General features: G+C 69.7%; 21 protein-coding genes. 15 read left to right on the top strand and 6 right to left on the bottom strand.

Going from position 1 to position 22,494, the window contains the following annotated elements; all coding sequences use genetic code 11:
- Nucleotides 1–10: 10 nt before the first annotated feature.
- The 3 genes from ACH5AF_RS10160 (at nt 11) to ACH5AF_RS10150 (ending at nt 4,669) form a co-directional block, all read left to right on the top strand.
- Nucleotides 11–1,582: a PucR family transcriptional regulator gene (locus ACH5AF_RS10160; protein ID WP_398901105.1), complete on the top strand. Its 1,572-nt coding sequence runs from the start codon at nt 11–13 to the stop codon at nt 1,580–1,582.
- Nucleotides 1,583–2,130: 548 nt separating this feature from the next.
- The gene (locus ACH5AF_RS10155; RefSeq protein WP_398901104.1) at nt 2,131–3,084 is read left to right on the top strand and encodes an EamA family transporter; all 954 of its coding nucleotides are present in this window, start codon (nt 2,131–2,133) and stop codon (nt 3,082–3,084) included.
- A 139-nt stretch (nt 3,085–3,223) separates the two neighbouring features.
- Nucleotides 3,224–4,669: an aldehyde dehydrogenase family protein gene (locus ACH5AF_RS10150; RefSeq protein WP_398901103.1), complete on the top strand. Its 1,446-nt coding sequence runs from the start codon at nt 3,224–3,226 to the stop codon at nt 4,667–4,669.
- 169 nt (nt 4,670–4,838) lie between these two features.
- On the opposite strand, the gene ACH5AF_RS10145 is transcribed toward ACH5AF_RS10150, so the two are convergent.
- From ACH5AF_RS10145 to ACH5AF_RS10135, 3 genes are read right to left on the bottom strand one after another with little or no spacing between them, the layout of a single operon-like run.
- The gene (locus ACH5AF_RS10145) at nt 4,839–5,636 is read right to left on the bottom strand and encodes a WbqC family protein (RefSeq protein ID WP_398901102.1); all 798 of its coding nucleotides are present in this window, start codon (nt 5,634–5,636) and stop codon (nt 4,839–4,841) included.
- Nucleotides 5,578–6,249 (bottom strand): YdcF family protein, encoded by a 672-nt coding sequence (locus tag ACH5AF_RS10140; protein ID WP_398901101.1) that lies wholly within the window; start codon nt 6,247–6,249, stop codon nt 5,578–5,580. Before ACH5AF_RS10140 ends, ACH5AF_RS10145 begins: the two co-directional genes overlap by 59 nt.
- A gap of 27 nt (nt 6,250–6,276) precedes the next feature.
- Nucleotides 6,277–7,338 (bottom strand): helix-turn-helix domain-containing protein, encoded by a 1,062-nt coding sequence (locus tag ACH5AF_RS10135; RefSeq protein WP_398901099.1) that lies wholly within the window; start codon nt 7,336–7,338, stop codon nt 6,277–6,279.
- 119 nt (nt 7,339–7,457) lie between these two features.
- Between ACH5AF_RS10135 and ACH5AF_RS10130 the strand changes: the two genes are divergently transcribed.
- From ACH5AF_RS10130 to ACH5AF_RS10115, 4 genes are read left to right on the top strand one after another with little or no spacing between them, the layout of a single operon-like run.
- Nucleotides 7,458–7,868: a hypothetical protein gene (locus tag ACH5AF_RS10130; protein WP_398901098.1), complete on the top strand. Its 411-nt coding sequence runs from the start codon at nt 7,458–7,460 to the stop codon at nt 7,866–7,868.
- Nucleotides 7,868–8,389 (top strand): hypothetical protein, encoded by a 522-nt coding sequence (locus ACH5AF_RS10125; protein ID WP_398901097.1) that lies wholly within the window; start codon nt 7,868–7,870, stop codon nt 8,387–8,389. The genes ACH5AF_RS10130 and ACH5AF_RS10125 overlap by 1 nt, the downstream gene beginning before the upstream one ends.
- Entirely contained in the window at nt 8,299–9,423 is a 1,125-nt protein-coding gene (locus ACH5AF_RS10120; protein WP_398901096.1) for an adenosylhomocysteinase, read from the top strand. The genes ACH5AF_RS10125 and ACH5AF_RS10120 overlap by 91 nt, the downstream gene beginning before the upstream one ends.
- A 9-nt stretch (nt 9,424–9,432) precedes the next feature.
- Nucleotides 9,433–9,975, top strand: a complete 543-nt coding sequence (locus ACH5AF_RS10115) for an NUDIX hydrolase (RefSeq protein ID WP_398901095.1) — start codon at nt 9,433–9,435, stop codon at nt 9,973–9,975.
- A 25-nt stretch (nt 9,976–10,000) separates the two neighbouring features.
- Here ACH5AF_RS10115 and ACH5AF_RS10110 read toward each other — a convergent pair whose 3' ends face one another.
- Nucleotides 10,001–11,047: a hypothetical protein gene (locus ACH5AF_RS10110; protein WP_398901094.1), complete on the bottom strand. Its 1,047-nt coding sequence runs from the start codon at nt 11,045–11,047 to the stop codon at nt 10,001–10,003.
- Nucleotides 11,048–11,516: 469 nt separating this feature from the next.
- Between ACH5AF_RS10110 and ACH5AF_RS10105 the strand changes: the two genes are divergently transcribed.
- Nucleotides 11,517–11,648: a hypothetical protein gene (locus ACH5AF_RS10105; RefSeq protein WP_398901093.1), complete on the top strand. Its 132-nt coding sequence runs from the start codon at nt 11,517–11,519 to the stop codon at nt 11,646–11,648.
- Nucleotides 11,649–11,734: 86 nt separating this feature from the next.
- Entirely contained in the window at nt 11,735–11,902 is a 168-nt protein-coding gene (locus tag ACH5AF_RS10100; protein ID WP_398901092.1) for a hypothetical protein, read from the top strand.
- A 956-nt stretch (nt 11,903–12,858) separates the two neighbouring features.
- Here the strand turns inward: ACH5AF_RS10100 and ACH5AF_RS10095 are convergent.
- The gene (locus ACH5AF_RS10095; protein WP_398901451.1) at nt 12,859–13,122 is read right to left on the bottom strand and encodes a GlsB/YeaQ/YmgE family stress response membrane protein; all 264 of its coding nucleotides are present in this window, start codon (nt 13,120–13,122) and stop codon (nt 12,859–12,861) included.
- Nucleotides 13,123–13,416: 294 nt separating this feature from the next.
- On the bottom strand, nt 13,417–14,400 hold the full coding sequence (locus tag ACH5AF_RS10090) for an aldo/keto reductase (RefSeq protein ID WP_398901091.1): 984 nt from the start codon (nt 14,398–14,400) through the stop codon (nt 13,417–13,419).
- A gap of 126 nt (nt 14,401–14,526) precedes the next feature.
- Here ACH5AF_RS10090 and ACH5AF_RS10085 point away from each other — a divergent pair, with 126 nt between their 5' ends.
- The 6 genes from ACH5AF_RS10085 (at nt 14,527) to ispG (ending at nt 22,416) form a co-directional block, all read left to right on the top strand.
- Entirely contained in the window at nt 14,527–14,946 is a 420-nt protein-coding gene (locus ACH5AF_RS10085) for a MarR family winged helix-turn-helix transcriptional regulator (RefSeq protein WP_398901090.1), read from the top strand.
- Nucleotides 14,947–15,587: 641 nt separating this feature from the next.
- Entirely contained in the window at nt 15,588–17,522 is a 1,935-nt protein-coding gene (locus ACH5AF_RS10080) for an acyl-CoA dehydrogenase family protein (RefSeq protein ID WP_398901089.1), read from the top strand.
- 130 nt (nt 17,523–17,652) lie between these two features.
- Nucleotides 17,653–18,435: a hypothetical protein gene (locus ACH5AF_RS10075; RefSeq protein ID WP_398901088.1), complete on the top strand. Its 783-nt coding sequence runs from the start codon at nt 17,653–17,655 to the stop codon at nt 18,433–18,435.
- A gap of 92 nt (nt 18,436–18,527) precedes the next feature.
- Complete coding sequence (gene dxr, locus ACH5AF_RS10070; RefSeq protein WP_398901087.1) at nt 18,528–19,799, top strand: 1-deoxy-D-xylulose-5-phosphate reductoisomerase; 1,272 nt, start codon at nt 18,528–18,530, stop codon at nt 19,797–19,799.
- Nucleotides 19,796–21,094 (top strand): M50 family metallopeptidase, encoded by a 1,299-nt coding sequence (locus ACH5AF_RS10065; RefSeq protein WP_398901086.1) that lies wholly within the window; start codon nt 19,796–19,798, stop codon nt 21,092–21,094. Before dxr ends, ACH5AF_RS10065 begins: the two co-directional genes overlap by 4 nt.
- A 164-nt stretch (nt 21,095–21,258) precedes the next feature.
- Nucleotides 21,259–22,416 carry a flavodoxin-dependent (E)-4-hydroxy-3-methylbut-2-enyl-diphosphate synthase gene (ispG, locus tag ACH5AF_RS10060; RefSeq protein ID WP_398901085.1) on the top strand — a complete coding sequence of 386 codons (1,158 nt, stop codon included), beginning with the start codon at nt 21,259–21,261 and terminating at the stop codon, nt 22,414–22,416.
- Nucleotides 22,417–22,494 lie beyond the last annotated feature (78 nt).

Genomic DNA, 22,494 nt, shown 5'->3' with positions numbered 1-22,494 from the left:
CCCCAGGTCCATGCCGCCCACCCTCGCCTCGCTCGTCCAGCACTCGGCGCTCAAGCTCACCGTGCGCGCCGGTGAGGACCGGCTCGAGACCCCCGTGCGCTGGGCCCACGTCAGCGAACTCGCCGACCCCGTGCCGTACCTGGAGGGCGGCGAGCTGCTGCTCGTCACCGCCATGACCCTGGACGCCGAGGACCCCGAGGCGATGCGGCGCTATGTGCGCAGGCTGGTCGCGGCGGGCGTGGTCGGCCTCGGCTTCGCGGTCGGGGTCAACTACGAGGACGTGCCCGACGCCCTCGTCGACGCGGCGAAGGAAGAGCGGCTTCCGCTGCTCGCGGTGCCGCGCCGTACACCGTTCATCGCCATATCCAAGGCCGTGTCCGCGGCGATCGCCGCCGATCAGTACCGGGCCGTGACCGCCGGTTTCGAGGCGCAGCGCGAGATGACTCGCGCTGCGCTCGCCGAGGGCCCGGCGGCGGTCGTCGCACGGCTCGCCGCGCACGTCGAGGGCTGGGCCGCCCTGTACGACGCCTCCGGCGCGGTCGTGGCCGCCGCGCCCGAGTGGGCGGCCCGCCGGGCTGCCCGCTTCACGGCCGACGTGGAACGGCTGCGGGAGCGGCCCGCGCCCGCGAGCGCGGTCGTAGGCGGCGCGGAGGACGACGACCGGGTCGAACTCCAGTCGCTCGGCTCCGGCCGCCGGGTGCGCGGCGCGCTCGCCGTCGGCACCGGGGCGCCCCTCGGCACCGCCGAGCGGTACGCGGTCCACTCGGCCGTCGCCCTGCTCACGCTCTCCACGGAACGCTCCCGCTCGTTCCAGGCCGCGGAACAGCGCCTGGGCGCCGCCGTGCTGCGGATGCTGCTGGCCGGCCAGCCGGACCACGCGCGTGCGGTCGCCGGCGACCTGTACGGCGGGCTGCTCGACGCGCCCTTCCGGTTGCTGATCGCCGAGGCCTCGGGGGAGACGGACGGCGACGCCGGGGGTGGCCCGCTCGCCGAGTTCGCCGAATCGCTGGAGTCGGCGGCGGCGCGGGCCGGTGAGGCGGTGCTGGTCGTTCCGGACACCGACGGCCGCCTGGTGGTGCTCGCGGCGGACGGCGGCGCGGTCGTCGCCTCGTGCACGGCCGCGTACGCGGACAAGGCGGCCGAGGACGCGGAGACCGTCGTCGGGCTCTCCGCGCCGACGGGACCGATAGCGGCGGCTGGGGCGTACAAGCAGGCGGAACAGGCCATGTCGGTGGCCCGGCGGCGCGGCCGCGCGCTGGTCGAGCACGAGGAGCTCGCGACGGGTTCGATCCTGCCGCTCCTCGCGGACGACGCGGTGCGCGCCTTCGCCGACGGCATGCTGCGCGCGCTCCACGAGCACGACGCCACGGGCCGGGGCGATCTCGTGGCATCACTGCGCGCCTGGCTGTCCCGCCACGGCCAGTGGGACGCGGCGGCGGCGGACCTCGGCGTGCACCGCCACACGCTGCGCTACCGGATGCGCCGCGTGGAAGAGATACTGGGCCGTTCCCTGGATGACCCGGACGTCCGGATGGAGCTCTGGCTGTCCCTGAAGACGACGTCGACGCCCTCGACGACCTGACAGTCCGCAGGGACTACGCCGGTCCGGCGGCCCCCGGCCGGGCAAGAAGCCTCCGGCACGCGACCGGTGGGCCGCATTCGGCGGCAGCCGAGCGCGGCCCGGCTGGCATGAAGCGGTGCAGCCGGCTCGTGGCCGGACCGGCATGAAGCGGTGCAGCCGGCCTGCGGCCCGACCGGCATGAAGCGGTCCAACCGGCCTGCGGCCCGACCGGCACGAAGCGGTCCAACCGGCCTGCCGCCCGACCGGCACGAAGCGGTCCACCGTCCCGCCGCCCGGTCGTGGCGCGGCCCCGCCGGACGCCGTGCGCGGCCCGTGCCGCGACCGTAGCCACCGTCCCGAGTCAGACGGAGTCGCCTGCGGCGCCGGCGACGCGGCGTTCCGGCCACGTCACCCGAAAACCTCGCCTACGGCGAAGAATTTCCCGCTTCCCTGCCCGATCCCGGGCAGAATCGTTGCAGTTCACCCCGTGACTTCTTATCTTCCTCGCTTGTGATGGCGCGCCCCGGCACACGTCGTGGGGTGCGTCGCCGTGGAGGCGAGGAGCACCGATGGGCGCACGGGTTGCCGGCGAGGACGCGACCTTCGAGGGTGTCGTGCCCGGTGGGGGCGGAAGGCGGCGCATCAGCGGGGCCGTATGGGCAGCCCTCGCCATCGTGTACGTCGTCTGGGGGTCCACGTATCTCGGTATCCGCGTCGTCGTCGAGACCATGCCGCCCTTCCTGTCCGCGGGCGCCCGGTTCGTCGTCGCCGGCGTCGTCCTCGGCGCGCTCGTCGCCTGGCGCTACGGGCCCTCGGCGCTCAAGGTCACCCGCGCCCAGCTCGGCTCCGCCGCTCTCGTCGGCCTGCTGCTGCTCCTCGGCGGAAACGGTCTCGTCGTCCTCGCCGAGACCTCCGTCCCGTCCGGCCTGACCGCTCTGATGATCGCCGTCGTTCCCGCCTGGGTGGTCGTCCTGCGCAGGTCCTTCGGCGAACGTCCCGGCCCCGACGCCTACCTCGGCGTCCTGCTGGGTCTCGCCGGACTCGCCGTGCTGACCCTGCCCGGTCTCAGCGGCGACGTGCGGATCGGCGGCGTCCTCACGGTGATCGTGGCGACCGTTCTTTGGGCGGTGGGCTCCTTCTCGTCGTCCCGTATCCCGATGCCCGCCAACCCCTTCGCGGCCAGCGCCTACGAGATGGTCGCGGGCGGCCTCGGCTGTGCGGCCGTCGCCCTCCTCCGCGGCGAGCAGCACGGCTTCCGCCTGGAGGACGTCTCCGCTCGGTCCTGGACCGCCTTCGCCTACCTCGTCGTCTTCGGTTCGCTGCTCGCGTTCACCGCGTACGCCTGGCTGCTGCACTCCGCTCCGCTGTCCCTCGTCGCGACCTACGCGTACGTGAACCCGGTCGTCGCCGTGCTGCTGGGCGCACTCGTCCTCGACGAGCGGCTGTCCTGGCCGATCGCCGTGGGCGGTGCGGTCGTCGTGGCGGGTGTCTGCCTCATCGTCAGCACCGAGAGACGGCGCTGACCGGCCCGTCCACCCCGCCCTCTCGCCAAAGCGTCGCAGACTGCCCGGCCACCACTACACGCCGGACAAACACATCCGTGGGCCGCCGGTCCTACGGTGGGCACAGACCAACCCCCATCTACTTCGGAAGGGCCGGGACATGACCTCCACCCACGCCTTCTGGCTCGCCGGCCGCCAGGCCACCGGCGAGGCCGCCTTCGACGTCACCTCCCCCTGGGACGGCCGGCTCGTCGGCCGGGTCTCCGTGCCCACCGAGGCGCAGGTCGAGGAGGCCGTCGCCGCGGCGCACGCCGTGATCGACGAGTTCGCCGCGACCCCGGCCCATGTGCGCGCCGCCGCTCTGGACCACGTCTCCAGGCGCCTGGTGGAGCGCACGGAGGAGATCGCCCAGCTGATCTCCGCCGAGAACGGCAAGCCGATCAAGTGGGCGCGCGGCGAGGTCGGTCGCGCCGTGTCCGTCTTCCGGTTCGCCGCCGAGGAAGCCCGCCGCTTCAACGGCGGCGAGGTCCAGCGTCTGGACACCGACGCGGGCGGCCAGGGCCGTCTCGCGCTGACCCGCCGCTTCCCCAAGGGCGTCGTCCTCGGTATCGCGCCGTTCAACTTCCCGCTCAACCTGTGCGCCCACAAGATCGCCCCGGCGATCGCGGTCGGTGCGCCGATCATCCTCAAGCCCGCCCCGGCGACCCCGCTGTCCGGGCTGATCCTCGGTGAGCTGCTCGCCGAGACCGACTTGCCCGCCGGTTCCTGGTCGGTGCTGACTGTCCCGAACGAGCAGATGCCCACCCTGGTGAAGGACGAGCGCCTGCCGGTCATCTCCTTCACCGGCTCCGACAAGGTCGGCTACGCGATCATGGACTCGGTCCCGCGCAAGCACTGCACCCTGGAGCTGGGCGGCAACGGCGCGGCGGTGGTCCTCGCGGACTTCGCGAGCGAGCAGGACCTGGACTGGGCGGCGACCCGTATCGCCACCTTCTCCAACTACCAGGGCGGCCAGTCCTGCATCTCCGTGCAGCGCGTGATCGCCGACGCGACCGTCTACGACCGGCTGCTGCCGAAGATCGTCGCGGCGGTCGAGGCCCAGGTCACCGGCGACCCGTCCGACCCGGCGACCGACGTCGGCCCGCTCGTCAGCGAGGACGCCGCCAAGCGGGTGGAGTACTGGGTCGACGAGGCCGTCCAAGGCGGTGCCAAGCTGCTGGCCGGCGGCAAGCGCGACGGTGCCACCTACGCGCCCACCGTCCTCACCGACGTCCCCGCCGATGTCAACCTCGCCTGCGAGGAGGTCTTCGGCCCGGTCCTGACCGTGACGAAGGTCGACGGCGAGGACGAGGCGTTCGCGGCCGTCAACGACTCCAAGTACGGCCTCCAGGCGGGTGTGTTCACGCACGACCTGCAGACCGCCTTCCGCGCCCACCGCGCCCTGGAGGTCGGCGGCGTGATCGTCGGCGACGTCCCGTCCTACCGTGCCGACCAGATGCCGTACGGCGGCGCCAAGCAGTCCGGCGTCGGCCGTGAGGGCGTGGCCTTCGCGATGGACGACTACACGTACGAGCGAGTGCTGGTCCTCACGGGCCTGGCCCTGTAGTACGTCACCTGGACCGACGGCCGGAGCCCACTGTGCGGGGGCTCCGGCCGTCCCCCTTTTACAGGCCCTGACCTGCGAAAAGAGTCGGATCTTGGCTGAATCTCCTGAACACGTGGGAACACCGGCTCAAAGGTCTTGGCCAAGGTGAGCCTGCTTCCGCGACCGGTCGCTACGCCCCACGCGCGCGGGAAGCGGCGTCCTGCAACTCTTGGCGCACTCCACGAGCGCCCACCGCTGCCAAGGCCCACAGGGCGCTGATGGATTGCGCATGCTCCCACGGCGGCCCCGACCTCTCCGGCGGCAGGAAGGGCACGACGGCCAAGTCGACGTCCGAGAAGGCACGGTGCTCGACGTAGCGCATGCCGCCGCGGCCGCACAGGTACGTCCTGCAGTGCGCTGCTGCGGTGAGGTCCGCGAGGCGTGTGGATCGGCCGGTGCGAGCGGTCAGTGCACTGCTGCGGACGACCGTCCCGGACCACCCCACGGCCGCCAGAAGCGCCAACGTCGATGCCTCGGCGACAGCAGCCGTCCGTTTCGTGGAGTTGAACTCCTCCAGCGCACGGTCCACGACCGCCTTCACGGCGGGCCAGTTCGCGCTTCGCCCGTACAACTGGTGGGTGAGCTGCTGGACCCGCCGTCCGGAGCGTTCGGGATCGGCAAGCCACGCATCGCGGATCAGGGTGCTGCGGCCTTGCGGCAGGTGGGTGGCCACGGACAGCCACCGCCTGTCGCCAGGGTCTGCGAGACAGGCCAGGCGGGCGCGGTGCTGGTAGTCCCGGCGGGCGTCCTGGACGTCGTCCAGGACGATCCACACGTCCGATGCAAACAGCTTGGCCAGTGTGGACAGCCGTGGGAAGAAGTTCGGCTGGTGGATCGAGCACACCGCCCCCGGAGGGGCGGTGTCGGTGTCAGGAGCTGATGAGTCTGCTGTCGAAACCGGCGCGCAGGAGGCGCTCGTACGCGTCATGGACATCCCCTGGTACGTCCTGCTCGACGGCGAAGCCGAGCGCCGGGTACTCGATCACCCGTTGCAGGTCGCCCACGAGCATGTCTACGACGAGCTTCTCGTCGCCGATGGACTTGATGTAGTCGTCGAACTCCAGCGGCTCGGAGGCACAGACGACCTCGACTTCTGGGCAGAGCTTGCGGCACGTGGCGTACGAGCGGCGCTCCATGTACGGCTTGGAGATCAGGAGCAGCGACTCCACCTCCACGCCGGCCTCGCGCAACACCTCACGGGACAGGGTGATGTTCTGTCCGGTGTTCCCGGCCTCGGTCTCCAGCAAGATCGCCTCGTCGGGCACGCCCAGGTCGAGGGCGTGTTCGCGGTAGTGGACTGCCTCGCCGCGCGGGAAGCGGGCCGCGGTGGTCGGGCTGTTCCCGCCGCTGAAGACGATGACGGGAAACAGGCCAGCGTCGTAGAGGTCGGCGGTGGCCGTGGCGACACCGAGGTCATGGCTGCCCAGGCCGATGGCCGCCGAGCAGGGGCGTACCTCGTGGCCCATCTGGTGATAGCGCCAGATCAGCACGGCGTCGTTCCACTGCTCGTCGGTGATGGTGCGCTCTGCGCGGTCCGGCACGGGGGACTCCCTCGATCATCGCTGCCTTCACCTCGACACGAGGGTCCGCGGGTCGTCGTACGACCGCCGGATTCCCTCGATGCTGCGGAGCTGATGGCTCAGGCCGTGCTGGGAGGCCATGCGCGCCGCGTCGTCGAGGACGGTCAACCCATCATCGCGGGTGGCCGGGTCGGACAGAAGGATGTGCGAGTACGCGGTGTCCAGCCGAACGTGTTGCATGGGGGAGTCGACGGATCCGGTCGAGCGGGCGATGTCGATGTAGTGCAGCGCCTGGCCGAGTTCACCGGCCCCGCGATGCGCGAGGGCGAGCTTTTGGTGGGCAACGGCCCAGTCCTCGGGCTCGCCCAGCTCCTCGAAGTCCCTGATCGCGGAGCGCATGACCTTGGTGGCGTACTCGTTGTTGCCGTGCTTGCTGAGTGCTGTGCCCACCCAGAGACGGGCGCGGGCCCGGTCGCGGTGGCTGAGGCGGTCGTCGCTGGCCAATTGTTCGTACTGGCGGGCCGAGGCTTCGAGCTGCCCGGCCATCTCCGTGACCACGGCGAGGGAGAGCTCGATCTGTGCCGTGCGCCGGGGGATGGCCAGGTCGTGGAACACGCGGTGCGCGCGTAGGTAGGAGTGGCGCGCGGAGAGCGGGCCGAGGATGGCGCCCTGGTCGCGCTGTAAGTCTCCGAGGAGGACGAGAGAGCGGCCGTAGAGGTACGCGCCCTTGTCGTCGAGACCGAGTGGCTCGTGGCGGCTGAGCCACCTGCTCAGCAGGTCCGAGGCGAAGGTGAACCGCTGGTGGCTGAGGCAGACGATGGCGCGGTCGATGTCCTCCGTCCATGCCTCATGATCTACGGACGGGGCGATCCGCCGGCCATGCAACGCCTCCTCGAAGCGCGCGTGCGCAGCCTCGTCGGCGCGGGCGAGAGCGGTGTCGAGGATGGACTGCGTGTCGGGGCGCGGGTGGGTATCCGCACCGTGCTTCTCCCACTTGGCCACGGTGCGCAGCGCCACGCCCAGGTGTTCCGCAAAGGCGCGGGTGCTCATCCGGAGTGCCGAGCGCAGAGCTTTGGCCTCTCGGCCGGTCCATTGCTGCACGCTGACCATGGGCTACCTCCCTCCGCCGCGTATCGAAGCACGCCGAGCGCATGTGACGGGCGGGAAGTGCAACGGAAGTACAACAGGCGGTCATTTCGAGGCCGTTCAATCGCCGGGACGCTCAGTGCATGGAACGCATCACGGAACACCGCGAGGTCGGTGAGGTCCACGTCTACGGCTACCTGCGCCATACGACTGGCTCGGCGGCCCGCCACACGGCCCTGGTCGACTCCCTCGCCGAATACTGCCTCCAGCACGAGTTGACGCTGCGCGGCGTCTTCACCGAGCGCGAGGCGACCACGAACCCGCTTGCCCCGGCCTTTGTCGGCCTCCTCGACGTCCTCGCCCTGGCCGGCACGTACGGCGTGGTCGCGCCTTCGCGCAGCCACTTGGGGCCCAAGGGGCTCGCCGCCGAGCGCGAGCGCCGCATCAAGGAGGCCGGGGCCTCATTGATCGTCGTCCGCGGAAGCAGCCCCCGACTGGGGAGGGAGCGCCCCGCCGAGGCACGGCCGGTCGTCCGGCAACGGGGAGGGGTCTGATGTCATTCCGCGACGCTCTGAGGGGCGCGGCCCACGTCGAGAAGCTCCCCGATCTCCGCCTCCTTCCTCTCGGCCAGGACTGGGACGTGGTGCGGGTACCGGCAGAGACCGGCTTCCTCGCACTCGCCCGGCTCCGGGCCGCCGAGGAGGAAATCGGCCCAGTGCTGTACGACCGCCTGAGCCAGCGCCTGTACTTCGCCGTACCCACGGGGAGCGCCAGCCTCTGGCTGGACCTGCCTGTGCACGTTCTAGGCGTCGGATCCTGGCTCGTGGCCCCGGATCCGGACTGCTCGGATGGGCACACCGGCGGATGGTGCGAGCTGCCCGACGACGAGACGCTCACCGACCCCGCTGCCCTCCGCCGCGCCCTGGAACCACAGCAAACCGACCCCTTGCGCCACCTCACCGCCGTACCGGAGGAGACACCGCCATGGACACCCTGGAAGGCGCCCGTCTCGACACCTACTTCGAGCGCATCGCCAGCCGCTTCACGCCCGCTGAGCGCCCTGCCTCGGTCCTGATCACGCACGTGCTGCCCGAGCGGCCGGCTTTCGTGCGCGGCGTGGGCGCCGTCACCGACCTGCGGACCGTCCTGCCCAAGCCGAAGTCGGTCGACCCGCACGCCCTGCGCCAGATCGAGGACGACGGGTACGGCTGCGCCGAACTGTCCCGTGAGCTGTTCGCCGACCCCGACCGGGCCCTCGGCTTCATGGAGGCACGGGCCGCAGGCCGGCCGGTCGTCCTGCTCGATGTCGGCGGCTACTTCGCCCACACGCTCGGCGCGCTCTGCGACCGCTTCTCCGGCCAAGTCCTCGGCGTCGTCGAGGACACGGAGAACGGTCATCGCCGGTACGCCGAACTCGGCAAGCTGCCCTGCCCGGTCGTCTCTGTGGCCCGCTCGCCGCTGAAGGACCCCGAGGACTACCTCGTCGGACAGTCGATCGTCTTCTCGACCGAGGCCCTCATGCGGTCCCGTGGCGACATTCTGATCGGCCGCTCCACCCTCGTCATCGGCTTCGGCAAGCTCGGCTCCAGCATCGCCCGCCTGCTCCACGGCAAGGGCGTACAGGTCACCGTCCACGACATCGACCCCGTCAAGCGCACGCAGGCACTCTCACAGGATTTCGTGGTGACCTCCGACCGCGATGCCAGCCTCGCCGAGGCCGGACTCGTTCTGTGCGCCACCGGCTCCCTGGCACTCCGGGGCCAGGACTTCCCGCGACTGCGTGCCGGCGCCTACGTCGCCACGGTGACCAGCAGTGAGGACGAGCTCGACCTGGCCGGGCTGCCGCCCATATACCAGCGCGTCCATGTCGGCGAGCACGTCACCCGCTATCTGACCGCCAACCACCACTTCGACCTGCTCAACGGCGGCAATGCCGTCAACTTCCTGCACGGTGCCAGCGTGGGCCCGTTCATCTTCCTCGTCCAGGCCGAGATACTCGCCGCTTCCGCCGTCCTTGCCCGCGGCAGCCTGGAGCCCGGCATGCACGAGATCAGCCCCACCGACCGCGCCGCCATCGCCGCGACGTGGCTCGACCACTTCCACCACTGAGGAGACGCCTTGCCCATCAAGCCCGCCCGCATCCGCGAGACGCTCGACGAGTACCTTGACGCCCACCCTGACGAGAAGTGGCGCCTCGCACCCATCGGCGAGCTCCTCGACGCCGGTCACGACGTCACCAGCCGCAAGACCTTCGAAGGCCACCTCACTGCCGGAGCGATCCTCATTGAACCCGCTGGCCGCGTCCTCCTGATCAAGCACCGCGCGCTGGGTCACTGGCTCCTCCCCGGAGGCCACCTGGAGCCCCAGGACGGCACTCTCCTCGAAGCCGCCCAGCGCGAGCTGACCGAGGAGACCGGCATCCCGGCCTCGGTGGTGGTCCCCGTCGGCCATCGTCCCCTGCACATCGATGCCCACCACATCCCCGCCAACCCGGCCAAGGACGAGCCGAGTCACCACCACTTCGACTTCCGCTACCTCTTCCGGACCCACACCGACGTGGTCGAGCTCCAGGAAGAGGAGGTCACGGCCGCGGCTTGGCGCTACGCGGACACGATCGAGAACGCGACCCTGCGGGCTCGGGTGCTCGAAGCCCTGCGCTGAAGACCCGGAGCCGCCTGGTCCCGGCCTACGGGGTAGGCGCGGGGCCAGGCGGTCCGGGTTCCCGAACAGCCTCGGTGAGGGTGACCTCCATTTGAATGACCTCTCGGTTGTCGTTGATCCGTGCCGCGAGGCCGTTTATGGACTTGCTGTCGAAGTAGTACGCCGGCGGCCAGTCCAGAACCTCGCCTGACGGGGGCCAGAGCTTGACCACGGAGCCGTGGAAGTCCGGGAGCGGAGCGAGGTCTCCTTCCGCGAACGGGATGAACACCTGAAAGGCGACCCGCAGCACGGAGAACGTGGCGCACCATCCATCGAGCTGATCACTGCCCCCTTCCACCTCCTGGGCTGCGTAGATAGGCCGAACCACTAGGGATAGCGGGTTGCTGTCGTGGTATGCGGCGATCCATACGTGCATACCGGGGTGCGGATGACGGAAGAGCTCCAGGCTCTGACCGAACCCGTGAGGTATGACGGCCTCGCCAGCGGAGTCGAATAGCACCGCCTTCATGGCTGCCCACAGAGCCAGCGTCACCTGCTCTTGCTCACTCACGAGACGCGTGCTGAAGAACATGGGCAGCAAGATCGAAGAGACGTCGTTCTCGAGAACAGACATCCAGTTGTTGTTGCACTGCTGGCAGACCGGAGTGGTTGGCCATTCGATCTTCCGCTGTCGTGGATCTGGCGAACCGTTCCTCACGCCGAGTCGGCGCAGCTCCCGGATCAGCCACTGCGGGTAGATGTCCTCCTTGGTGGGGTTCGGCTCCAAGTCCTGGCAGAAGGGGCACCGGCCGCGCTGCGCTGGTAGCCAATTCGCGGGTGCTTGGCCATGAGGAGGTACGTCGACGAACGCCTCCTGAAGAGGATGATCGAAAATAGCGACTCCCTGTCGAAGCAACTCGACCGCTGGGTCCAGGCACGCCCGGTGCGCGGCTCCGAGCATGTACAGCCGTTCATCGGGAGGTGGCGGAAGAGGGTCGGCGAGTCCGTGCCCTGCGTCAATGCGGGTCGCAGAGAGCCAACTGCCCGACTGTGTCCCGTACAACTCCACCCACGCATGCACGGCGCGCTTCACGGGTTCACCACAGCCTGCGAGACAGCGGAGCCGCCGCCACTCCCAGCTCCACGGGTCATATGACCTTGTCATGGGTGCTTCATGACCACGGCGCGCCGACTCGAAACCCCTTCCTCCCGGGTCCTCCCTATTGGCGTGTGAAGGTGCGCAAGGTGAGCCCGGTGCGTGACCGTGCACCGCAGGACAACTTGGCGGGTACCGATCTCCAGTGCATCGGACGTACGGCGCCGCCCTGCAAGGGCGCCTGCGAGTCTCGCGTGTCCCGGAGTGTGTTCCCGCGGGAACACGGGTGAGCGAGGATGCGGGGAGATTAGGCCGGATGAGCGAAGATGCGGGCCGAAGCCACCGGGCGTTTTTGCAGGTGAGAGAAAGATCGCAGGTCAGGGGCACTGTGAGGAGCCCACTGTGCGGGGGCTCCGGCCGTTGCTTTTCACAGACCGGCTTCCGGCCGATCCTCCACCCCCGCGTCATGGCCTCGCCCCCGCTGCTGCGAGCTTTGGCCCGCGTGCTCACCCACGCGACCCTCGATGAACCGGCCCATGACGGCGTCGACGCCGTCTTGCACGCACTGCTGCGCCTCGTGCCGTCCTCACGACGGTGAGACGACCGAGAACCAGCCGTCCGCATCGTTTGCGAGCCCGCTACGCGGACATACGCAAAGACGGCTGGACCGTGAAAGGACCCGACATGAGTGCTGGAGAGAAAGCCAAGGCTGAGATCGAACGAGTTGCCGGCAAGGCTGTGAAAAAGGCCGCCCATTCGATAGGTAAGGAGACCCTGGCAGCCAAGGGCGCCGCCCTGGAAGCCCGGGGCGAAGCGCGGCGGGCCAAGGAGAAGGGCAAGGGCACGTTCTGAGGACCGTGCGGCGGCTGTCTATTGTCGCGGCCGACCCGAACAGGCCCACCGTGAGATCACCAGCCCTGAGGACCGAGGTTGACCAGCGGCCGGCGGGACCATGCCTGACGGGTCCCGCCGGCCTGGCCTCGCCCGTATTGGTCGCTTCGCCCCCTGACGACCATGGGCGCGATCAGTCCCTCACCATCAAGAACCTCGGGCGCCACTAGGCACGAAACGCGGCGCGCAGCAAACGCCGTAGCGCCAGTCCCATGCCCCACAGCGTCAGTCGCACCCCCCACGCCGCGAATCCCACGAACATGCGGCGGCGGACGGATCGAGGCTTCCAGCGAGCGAGGGCCCGACGCCTGCGCCTCTTACGTCCGCGCCGCCTCGAGGCGAACATCACGCGTGCCTCCTGTCGGCCATCAGACGACAGACAGCCAAAAGAAGTGACCTTGCCGAGCCACCCAGGATCATCTACTCGGGGTCCGGACCCGGTATCAGGACCTTCATGATGATTCCGCCGGGCAGGCAGGCCCATAAGAATCCAGCCGATGAAACCCATGGAGCGCCTCTTATCGACGCGCACCCACGCATAAATCCGTCTGCGCCACCCACCCGATTCCAAACCTCGGAGCCACCGATTTTTCGGTAGTGGCGTGTTCTCCGTCATATCAGGTCGGCGTCGGATCGGTACCCTGAGCCCAACGCCCCTCAGGAGACGCGGAGGTGAGAAGAGCGGGCGCAGGCAGGAAGATCAAGAACGTCACGAAGACCACCGAGGGCAAACTGAAGGAGACCACCGGCAAGGCCGTCGGCAAACGAGAGCCTGGCGCGAGCGGTACGCGAGGGCTGGCGGAAGTCGGAAAGGTCTTCCGTCGGCCCTCGAGCTTGTGTTGTTGCCGTCGGGGCTCGTGCGTGGCGACACCGCCGCGCCACACCCCGCAGTCCGGCCGCCCTCGACCTCCGTTTACTCAATCCTTGGCGCGGACTACAAGCCTGTAGATGCCCAGGAGGATGAGGGAGCCGACAATGGCGGCGATCCACGTAGAGAGCTCGAAGAAGCCGTCAATGGATTCGACTCCGAAAATAACCTTGCCGAGCCATCCGCCCAGAAGCCCCCCAGCGATGCCGATGAGTGGCGTGACGATGCAGCCACCGGGGTCGCGGCCCGGCATCAGGAACTTCGCGATGATGCCGGCGAACAGCCCCAGCAGAATCCAGCTGATGATGCCCATGGCACGCCCCTTCTCTACGCATAAATCCTGCATGAATCCGTCTGCCCGCCTGCCGGACTTCAAACCGCTCGGCAGCGCATCGGCATCCGGTTCAGCCCGCTGCGGGATGCGGCCACGGGCGAAGGGGCGCGCCTGGAAGCAGGGGGCGACCCTGTCGGACGCGGACATCCCCCGTCCCGACGGTGCGCCGTTCCCGATCGCGATCGTGGAGTAGGCCGAGACCAGCGACCCCCGGGCCCACCCCCCACTGAGGGCTTGGGTGGTGGGCGCAGCCGACGGACCGGAGGGCTGGAGTCAGTTGTTGACGCGGTCCATGAGCTGATCGGGGTAGCGCGGCCCGGCGGCGGCGCCGGGAGGGAGAGCTGCGTCCAGAGCGGCGAGGTGGTCGGCGTCGAGACGGGCGTCGGCGGCCGCGCTGTTCTCTTCCAGGTAACTGATGCGCTTGGTCCCGGGAATGGGGACGATGTCGTCGCCCTGGTGGAGGAGCCACGCGAGGGCCAGCTGCGTCGGCGTGAGGCCGGTCTCTGCCGCGAAGGTGCGGACCTGGTCGGCCAGGTGGAGGTTGTGGCGCAGGTTGTCGCCCTGGAAGCGGGGGTCGAAGCGGCGGTAGTCGTCTGCGGCGAGTGAAGAGGTGTCCTCGATCGCGCCGGACAGGAAGCCGCGGCCGACCGGTGAGTAGGGGACGAGGGTGATCCCGAGCTCGCGGGTGGTCGGGAGTATCTCGGTCTCCAAGCCGCGTTCCCACAAGGAGTATTCGCTCTGGAGTGCAGTGATGGGGTGAACGGCGTGTGCCCGGCGCAGGGTGTCGGCGTTCACCTCGGAGAGTCCGATGTGGCGGATCTTGCCTGCCGCGACGAGTTCGGCCAGGGCGCCGACGGTGTCTTCGATCGGAACGGCGGGATCACGCCGGTGGAGGTAGTACAGGTCGATGTGGTCCAGGCCCAGCCGGGTGAGGGAGGCATCGACGGCCTTCTTGGCGTACCGCGGGGTGGAGTCGACGGTGAAGGTGCCCTCGTGCAGGCGGGAGCCGAACTTGGTGGCCACGACGGCTTCCTCCCGCCGTCGGCCCACGAGGGCGCGGCCCAGCAGGGTTTCGTTGTGGCCGGCGCCGTAGACGTCGGCAGTGTCCAAAAGGTTCACGCCCAGGTCGAGGGCGCGGTGGATGGTGGCGATGGACTGGGTGTCGTCGGTGGCTCCGTAGAACTCGGACATGCCCATCAGGCCGAGTCCGACGGCGGAGACCGACGGTCCGTCGATGCCCAGGGTGCGCTGCTTCATGTGGTGGCTCCTTGCTGTGGCGGATGGAGGCGGGTGTGCAGCCGGAGCCGCACGCCATAAAGTTATGCGACATAATTATGGTAGTCAACCTTTGTCAGCTCGAATAACTTTTCGTAGTCTGGAGCAATGACGGCAGACGACCCCCTGACCTCCGAGGTGATCCACCTTTTCGCGAAGGTCACCGACCGCTACACCCGCGAGTACGAGGCCGCCGCGGCTCACCACGGCCTCACCCCTCAGCAGGTGAAGGCACTGATCGCCCTGGATGAGGCCCCGCTGCCCATGCGTCGCGTCGCCGAACGACTGGGAGCTGAACCGTCCAACCTCACCGGCATCGTGGACCGCCTGCAGAACCGGGGCCTGGTGGAACGCCGGCCCGAACCCAACGACCGGCGAATCAAGCTTCTCGCCACCACAGACGCCGGGAAGGCAGCGGCCCAGGATCTGCGCAGCCGCCTGCGCTTCGCCCGCGACCCGCTCGCCGCACTCAACGAAGACCAGCGCCGCGACCTGCGCGACCTGCTGCAGCTGATGACCGAGGAGTAGAGCAGGCCAGCGGCGCCCACGAGGCACGCCCCCACGCCCCGCGCCCACCAGCCGATCGAGGATCCGCTTCACCGTGTGCCGCTGCTTGCGCGGCTCCGGCCAAGCCCACATCAGGGCCTTCTCCACCGTCAGGAAGCCGACGCCGTACTGCCGCTGCGGAGCGCGGCTCGACAGGGCAGCACGCGAGCCACGGCGGATCGCCGCGTACAGACCGACCTTGGACTTCGGCGGCACCCCGGCAGCCCTCGCCGTGCAGAGCGACAGCCATGGTCCCGAAGCAGCACCAGGGTGCTCTCGAGACTTCCTACGTCGAGGTAAATCGAAGGCGCCCAGGGCCAAGCGGCTGCGACACGTCCCTGCGCGTGACCTCGGCCCACAGCGGCGTTTGTGCAGGTCGGAGAAGGAACCCCAGGTCAGAGGTGCTGTAAGGGGCATACTGCGCGGGGGCTCCAGCCGTTGCCGTGCCGCGACATCCGGCGAGGGGCGGCAGATGAGTCACCTTTCGTCCGCCTGCGCGCGAGGACTGGTGAGAGTCCGCCGGATCGGGTAGAGACTCACAAGTAGCACCCACCGGTAGTTCCCCATGGATTCGACCGATTCCACCACGGACTCCACCACACCGCGGCGAGGTGACTCCCTTCATGTCCGCACCGACCAAGCCCAAAGTCTCCGAGCGTGAAGCCCGCCAGGTCGCCGAGGCAGCGCGCGAGCAGGACTGGCGGAAGCCCAGCTTCGCCAAGGAACTGTTCCTCGGCCGCTTCCGGCTGGACCTGATCCACCCCCATCCCATGCCGGCCGCGGACGACGTGCAGCGCGGCGAGGAATTCCTCGCCAAGCTGCGCGACTTCTGCGAGACGAAGGTCGACGGCGCACAGATCGAGCGCGACGCCATGATCCCCGACGCGGTGATCGACGGCCTCAAGGAGCTCGGCGCTCTCGGAATGAAGATCGACACCAAGTACGGCGGCCTCGGACTCACCCAGGTGTACTACAACAAGGCCCTCGCCCTGGTCGGCTCCGCGAACCCGGCGATCGGTGCGCTGCTCTCCGCCCATCAGTCGATCGGCGTACCGCAGCCGCTGAAACTGTTCGGCACGCAGGAGCAGAAGGACGCCTTCCTGCCCCGCCTGGCCCGCACCGACATCTCGGCGTTCCTGCTCACCGAGCCGGACGTGGGCTCGGACCCGGCACGCCTGGCCACCACCGCCGTCCCCGACGGCGACGACTACGTCCTCGACGGGGTCAAGCTCTGGACGACGAACGGCGTCGTCGCCGATCTCCTCGTCGTCATGGCCAGGGTGCCGAGGAGCGAGGGACACAAGGGCGGCATCACCGCCTTCGTGGTCGAGGCAGGCTCTCCCGGCATCACCGTCGAGAACCGCAACGCCTTCATGGGCCTGCGCGGCCTCGAGAACGGCGTCACCCGCTTCCACCAGGTCCGTGTCCCCGCGGCCAACCGCATCGGGCCCGAGGGCTCCGGCCTCAAGATCGCCCTGACCACCCTCAACACCGGCCGGCTCTCCCTGCCCGCGATGTGCGCCGGCGCGGGCAAGTGGTGCCTGAAGATCGCCCGCGAGTGGTCCGCCGTCCGTGAGCAGTGGGGCAAGCCGGTCGCCCACCACGAGGCCGTCGGCTCGAAGATCTCCTTCATCGCCGCCACCACCTTCGCCCTCGAAGCCGTGCTCGACCTGTCCAGCCAGATGGCGGACGAGAACCGCAACGACATCCGCATCGAGGCCGCCCTGGCCAAGCTGTACGGCTCCGAGATGGCCTGGCTGATGGCGGACGAACTGGTCCAGATCCGCGGCGGCCGCGGTTTCGAGACCGCCGACTCCCTCGCCGCCCGCGGCGAACGGGCCGTTCCCGCCGAGCAGTTGCTGCGTGACCTGCGCATCAACCGGATCTTCGAGGGATCGACGGAGATCATGCACCTGCTGATCGCACGCGAGGCGGTCGACGCCCATCTCGCGGTTGCCGGCGACATCATCGACCCCGACAAGACCCTCGGCGACAAGGCCAGGGCCGGTGCCCAGGCCACCGCCTTCTACGCCCGCTGGCTGCCCAAGCTGGTCGCGGGCCCGGGCCAGCTCCCGCGCTCGTACGCCGAGTTCCACCCCCGCGGCCACGCGGACCTGTCCACCCATCTGCGCTATGTCGAGCGAGCCGCCCGCAAGCTTGCCCGGTCCACGTTCTACGCCATGTCCCGGTGGCAGGGCCGGATGGAGACCAAGCAGGGGTTCCTCGGCCGGATCGTCGACATCGGCGCCGAACTGTTCGCAATGAGCGCCGCCTGTGTACGGGCGGAACTGCTGCGGACCACCGGGGACCACGGACGCGAGGCCTACCAGCTGGCCGACGCCTTCTGCCGACAGGCCCGCATCCGCGTCGAGGAGCTCTTCGGGCGGCTGTGGAGCAACACCGACGACCTCGACCGCGCGGTGGTCAAGGGCGTGCTCGGGGGCGCGTACACCTGGCTGGAGGAGGGCGTCATCGACCCGAGCGGCGACGGCCCCTGGATCGCCGACGCCACCCCCGGCGCCTCGGAGCGGGAGAACGTGCACCGGCCGATCCGCTGAGCCACCCGCGGGTACGGCCGGGCGCCCGGCCGTACCCGCTTCTGTCGGCCCAGGCCCGTGAAGGTGGCGCGGCACGGCCCCGTGACCCACAATCGGCCTTCGGACGGCTCAACCGGGGAACGGGGCACGGATGTTCGGGGCGGGAAACGTCAACAGCGGCCACCGGCACGCCCGCAGGCGGCTGCGCGCCTGGGGCCTGGTGCTGGCCGGGCTGATGGTCACCACGGCCGCGTGCAGCAGCGCCGACGACAGCGGACCGGACAGCGGCGGCGCCGGCCGGTCGGCCCCCCCTTCCGGATCCGCACCGGCGCGCGGCGGCACCGCGCTCACGGAGGCCGCCCTGAACGACGTCGCCTTCGCCGAGGGCGAGCGGATCGGCCCTTACACGGCACGGGGCACGGACGGGGCCCCGCTCGGCGACCTCTACACCGCCGACCCGGACCGCTGCCGGCCGCTCGTCTCCCTCGCCGCGGGCGCGACCGCCCACGACCCGGCCGCCGAGGTCCACCGCCAGGTGGACATCGCCGACGAGATGATCGGGACGAGCGTCCTCGTGCAACTGCGCTCCTACGCGCGGGACGGGGCCGCCGCCGTCATGAAGGACCTGGCCGCGGCGGGCGAGGCATGCGCCGGCGGCTACACCGAGGAACGTGCCATCGCACGGGCCAGGGTCCTGAAGGTCGAGCCCGCCGGGGCGCCCGCGATCGGGGACGAGGCCGTGGCGTTCCGGTTCACCGTCCTCGATGTGAAGGGAAAGCTGAGGCTGTACGAGTACCTGACCGTCGTCCGGTCCGGATCGACCACGCTCTCCTTCCGCGCCGACTTCCTCGGTACGAAGGACATCAAGGCCGTGCCCCAGGAGATCGTCGACGCCCAGTGGAAGAAGTTCTCCGCCGCCCGGAGCGGGTCCTGACCGCGATCGGCGAGCGGGGCCCGACCGCACCTGGTGGGAGCGCAGGGGGGCACCCTGTCCGGGCGGAGAGGATCAACGGCCACAATGGGGGGATGAGCGACAGCCCATCACCCCTCGCCGACCCGCATCTGACCTTCGACGCGCTGGAAGGACGCAGGGACATCGTCGTCCTCGGCTCGACCGGGTCCATCGGCACGCAGGCCATCGACCTGGTGCTGCGCAACCCCGACCGCTTCCGCGTCACCGCGCTGTCCGCTGCCGGCGGACGGGTCGGCCTGCTGGCCGAGCAGGCGCACCGGCTGCGCGTCGAGGCCGTCGCCGTGGCCCGCGAGGACGCCGTGCCCCCGCTGCGCGAGGCGCTGGCGGCGCAGTACGGCTCCGAGCCCCTGCCCACCGTCCTGGCCGGCCCGGGCGCGGCCACCGAGCTCGCCGCCTCGCCCTGCCACACGGTGCTCAACGGCATCACCGGCTCCATCGGTCTCGCGCCCACCCTCGCCGCGCTCGAAGCCGGCCGCACCCTCGCGCTGGCCAACAAGGAGTCGCTCATCGTCGGCGGGCCGCTGGTCAAGGCGGTCGCCAAGCCCGGTCAGATCATCCCGGTGGACTCCGAGCACGCCGCGCTGTTCCAGGCGCTGGCCTGCGGCACCCGCGCCGACGTGCGCAAGCTCGTGGTCACGGCGTCGGGCGGTCCCTTCCGGGGCCGGACGAGGGCGGAGCTGGCACACGTCACACCCGAGAACGCCCTCGCCCATCCCACCTGGGCGATGGGCCCGGTGATCACCGTCAACAGCGCGACCCTCGTCAACAAGGGGCTCGAGGTCATCGAGGCGCACCTCCTCTACGACATCCCCTTCGACCGCATCGAGGTCGTCGTCCACCCCCAGTCCTACGTCCACTCGATGGTGGAATTCTCCGACGGCTCCACGCTCGCCCAGGCCACCCCGCCGGACATGCGGGGCCCGATCGCGATCGGCATCGGCTGGCCGCAGCGGGTCCCCGACGCGGCCCCCGCGTTCGACTGGTCCACGGCGTCGACCTGGGAGTTCTTCCCCCTCGACAACGAGGCGTTCCCCTCCGTGGCACTCGCCCGGCAGGTGGGGGAGCTGGGCGGCACGGCCCCTGCGGTGTTCAATGCGGCGAACGAGGAGTGCGTCGAGGCGTTTCTGGCGGGGCGGCTGCCGTTCAACGCCATCATGGATACCGTCACCCAGGTGGTCTCCGAGCACGGCACCCCCGCGCCGGGAACCTCGCTCACCGTGGCCGACGTTCTCGAGGCGGACGCCTGGGCCCGTGCCCGGGCCCGTGAGACGGCGGCGACGTACACACACAGCGGCGAAGAACGGCCTGCGGAGGCTCGCGCATGACGATGGTGTTGACGGTTCTCGGCATGGTGCTGTTCGGCGTGGGACTGCTGGTCTCCATCGCCTGGCACGAGCTGGGCCATCTGTCGACGGCGAAGCTGTTCGGCATCCGGGTTCCGCAGTACATGGTCGGCTTCGGCCCGACCCTGTTCTCACGGCACAAGGGCGAGACGGAATACGGCATCAAGGCCATCCCGATGGGCGGCTACATCCGCATGATCGGGATGTTCCCGCCCGGCGAGGACGGCCGGATCGAGGCCCGCTCCACCTCCCCGTGGCGCGGGATGATCGAGGACGCCCGCTCCGCCGCGTACGAAGAGCTCCAGCCCGGCGACGAGACGCGGCTGTTCTACACGCGCAAGCCGTGGAAGCGCGTCATCGTGATGTTCGCGGGGCCGTTCATGAACCTCGTGCTCGCGGTGGCGATCTTCCTCGGCGTGATGATGACCTTCGGAACGCCGACGCAGACCACCGAGGTGGCGGGCGTTCAGAAGTGCGTGATCGAGCAGAGCGAGAAGCGCGACAAGTGCGCCGCAGGCGATCCCGAGTCGCCCGCGGCCCTCGCGGGCCTGAAGGAGGGCGATCGGATCGTCGCCTTCAACGGGGAGCGCATCGAGGACTGGAGCACCCTGTCGAGTCGTATCCGCGAGACGATCGGCCCTGCCACCATCACCGTCGACCGCGCCGGCACGGAGCAGGTCCTGAACGCGACGCTCATCGAGAACATGGTCGTCAAGAAGGACGCGGACGGTGAGGTCGTCGAGGGCTACGAGCCCGCGGGCTATCTCGGCTTCGCCGCCCGGACCGAGATCCTGCCCCTCTCCTTCGGCGATTCCGTCGACCGCATGGGCGACATGATCGAGAACGGCGCCGAGGCGATCATCGCGCTGCCTTCCAAGGTCCCGGACCTGTGGGACGCGGCCTTCGGTGACGGCGAGCGCAAGGACGACTCCCCGGTCGGCGTCGTCGGCGCGGCCCGGCTCAGCGGCGAGGTGCTCAACCTCGACATGCCGACGACCAACATCGTCGCCACGTTCCTGATGCTGCTCGCCGGCTTCAACCTCTCGCTGTTCCTGTTCAACATGCTGCCGCTGCTGCCACTGGACGGCGGACACATCGCGGGCGCCCTGTGGGAGTCCGTGCGGCGGGGGATCGCCAAGCTGTTCCGGCGTCCCGACCCGGGCCCGTTCGACGTGGCGAAGCTGATGCCCGTCGCCTATGTGGTGGCCGGGATCTTCATCTGCTTCACCCTGCTCGTACTGGTCGCCGACATCGTCAATCCGGTGAAGATCAGCTGACGGGATCACCCCTGGTGACGGCCGGACACCCCTCGTGTCCGGCCGTCACCTTTGGGGGGACCCGGGGCGGCGGATGTGCCCGGCCGAACGCCAGTGCCGTAATCTCAGGTGCTGGAGCCCGCCGATCTCGGGTCCTCGATCCATACCTTGGGGTTGCACAGCAGATGACTGCAATTTCTCTCGGAATTCCGTCCGTTCCGACGAAGCTCGCCGACCGGAGGGTCAGCCGGAAGATCCAGGTCGGTTCCGTCGCGGTCGGTGGCGACGCACCGGTCTCGGTGCAGTCGATGACGACCACCAGGACCTCCGACATCGGAGCGACGCTGCAGCAGATCGCCGAGCTCACGGCGTCGGGCTGCCAGATCGTCCGGGTGGCGTGCCCCACCCAGGACGACGCGGACGCCCTCGCGACCATCGCCAGGAAGTCGCAGATCCCGGTCATCGCGGACATCCACTTCCAGCCGAAGTACGTCTTCGCCGCGATCGAGGCGGGCTGCGCGGCGGTGCGGGTGAACCCGGGCAACATCAAGCAGTTCGACGACAAGGTCAAGGAGATCGCGAAGGCGGCGGGGGAGAGCGGCACCCCGATCCGCATCGGCGTCAACGCGGGCTCGCTCGACCGCCGGCTGCTGGAGAAGTACGGCAAGGCGACTCCCGAGGCGCTCGTCGAGTCCGCCCTGTGGGAGGCGTCGCTCTTCGAGGAGCACGGCTTCCGCGACATCAAGATCTCGGTCAAGCACAACGACCCGGTCGTGATGGTCAACGCCTACCGACAGCTCGCCGCCCAGTGCGACTACCCCCTGCACCTCGGCGTCACCGAGGCCGGCCCCGCCTTCCAGGGCACGATCAAGTCCGCCGTCGCGTTCGGCGCGCTCCTCTCGGAGGGCATCGGCGACACCATCCGCGTCTCCCTCTCCGCCCCGCCCGCGGAGGAGGTCAAGGTCGGCATCCAGATCCTGGAGTCGCTCAACCTCAGGCAGCGCCGCCTGGAGATCGTCTCCTGCCCGTCCTGCGGCCGCGCCCAGGTGGACGTCTACAAGCTGGCGGACGAGGTGTCGGCGGGCCTGGAGGGCATGGAGGTCCCGCTGCGCGTCGCCGTCATGGGCTGTGTGGTGAACGGCCCCGGCGAGGCCCGCGAGGCCGATCTCGGTGTCGCCTCCGGCAATGGCAAGGGCCAGATCTTCGTCAAGGGCGAGGTCATCAAGACCGTGCCCGAGTCCAAGATCGTCGAGACGCTGATCGACGAGGCGATGAAGATCGCCGAGCAGATGGAGAAGGAGGGCGTCGCGTCCGGCGAGCCCCAGATCTCCATCGCTGGCTGACCGCGTACGAAGCCTCCGAAGGCCCCGCCGTCCCTCACCGGGCGGCGGGGCCTCTTGCTGTCCGGGGCCGCGTGCCAC

Source organism: Streptomyces sp. NPDC018833, from assembly GCF_044390825.1.
Lineage (GTDB): Bacteria > Actinomycetota > Actinomycetes > Streptomycetales > Streptomycetaceae > Streptomyces.
Note: the sequence above shows the minus strand (reverse complement) of the source record. Positions and strands in the feature narration are given on the sequence as shown.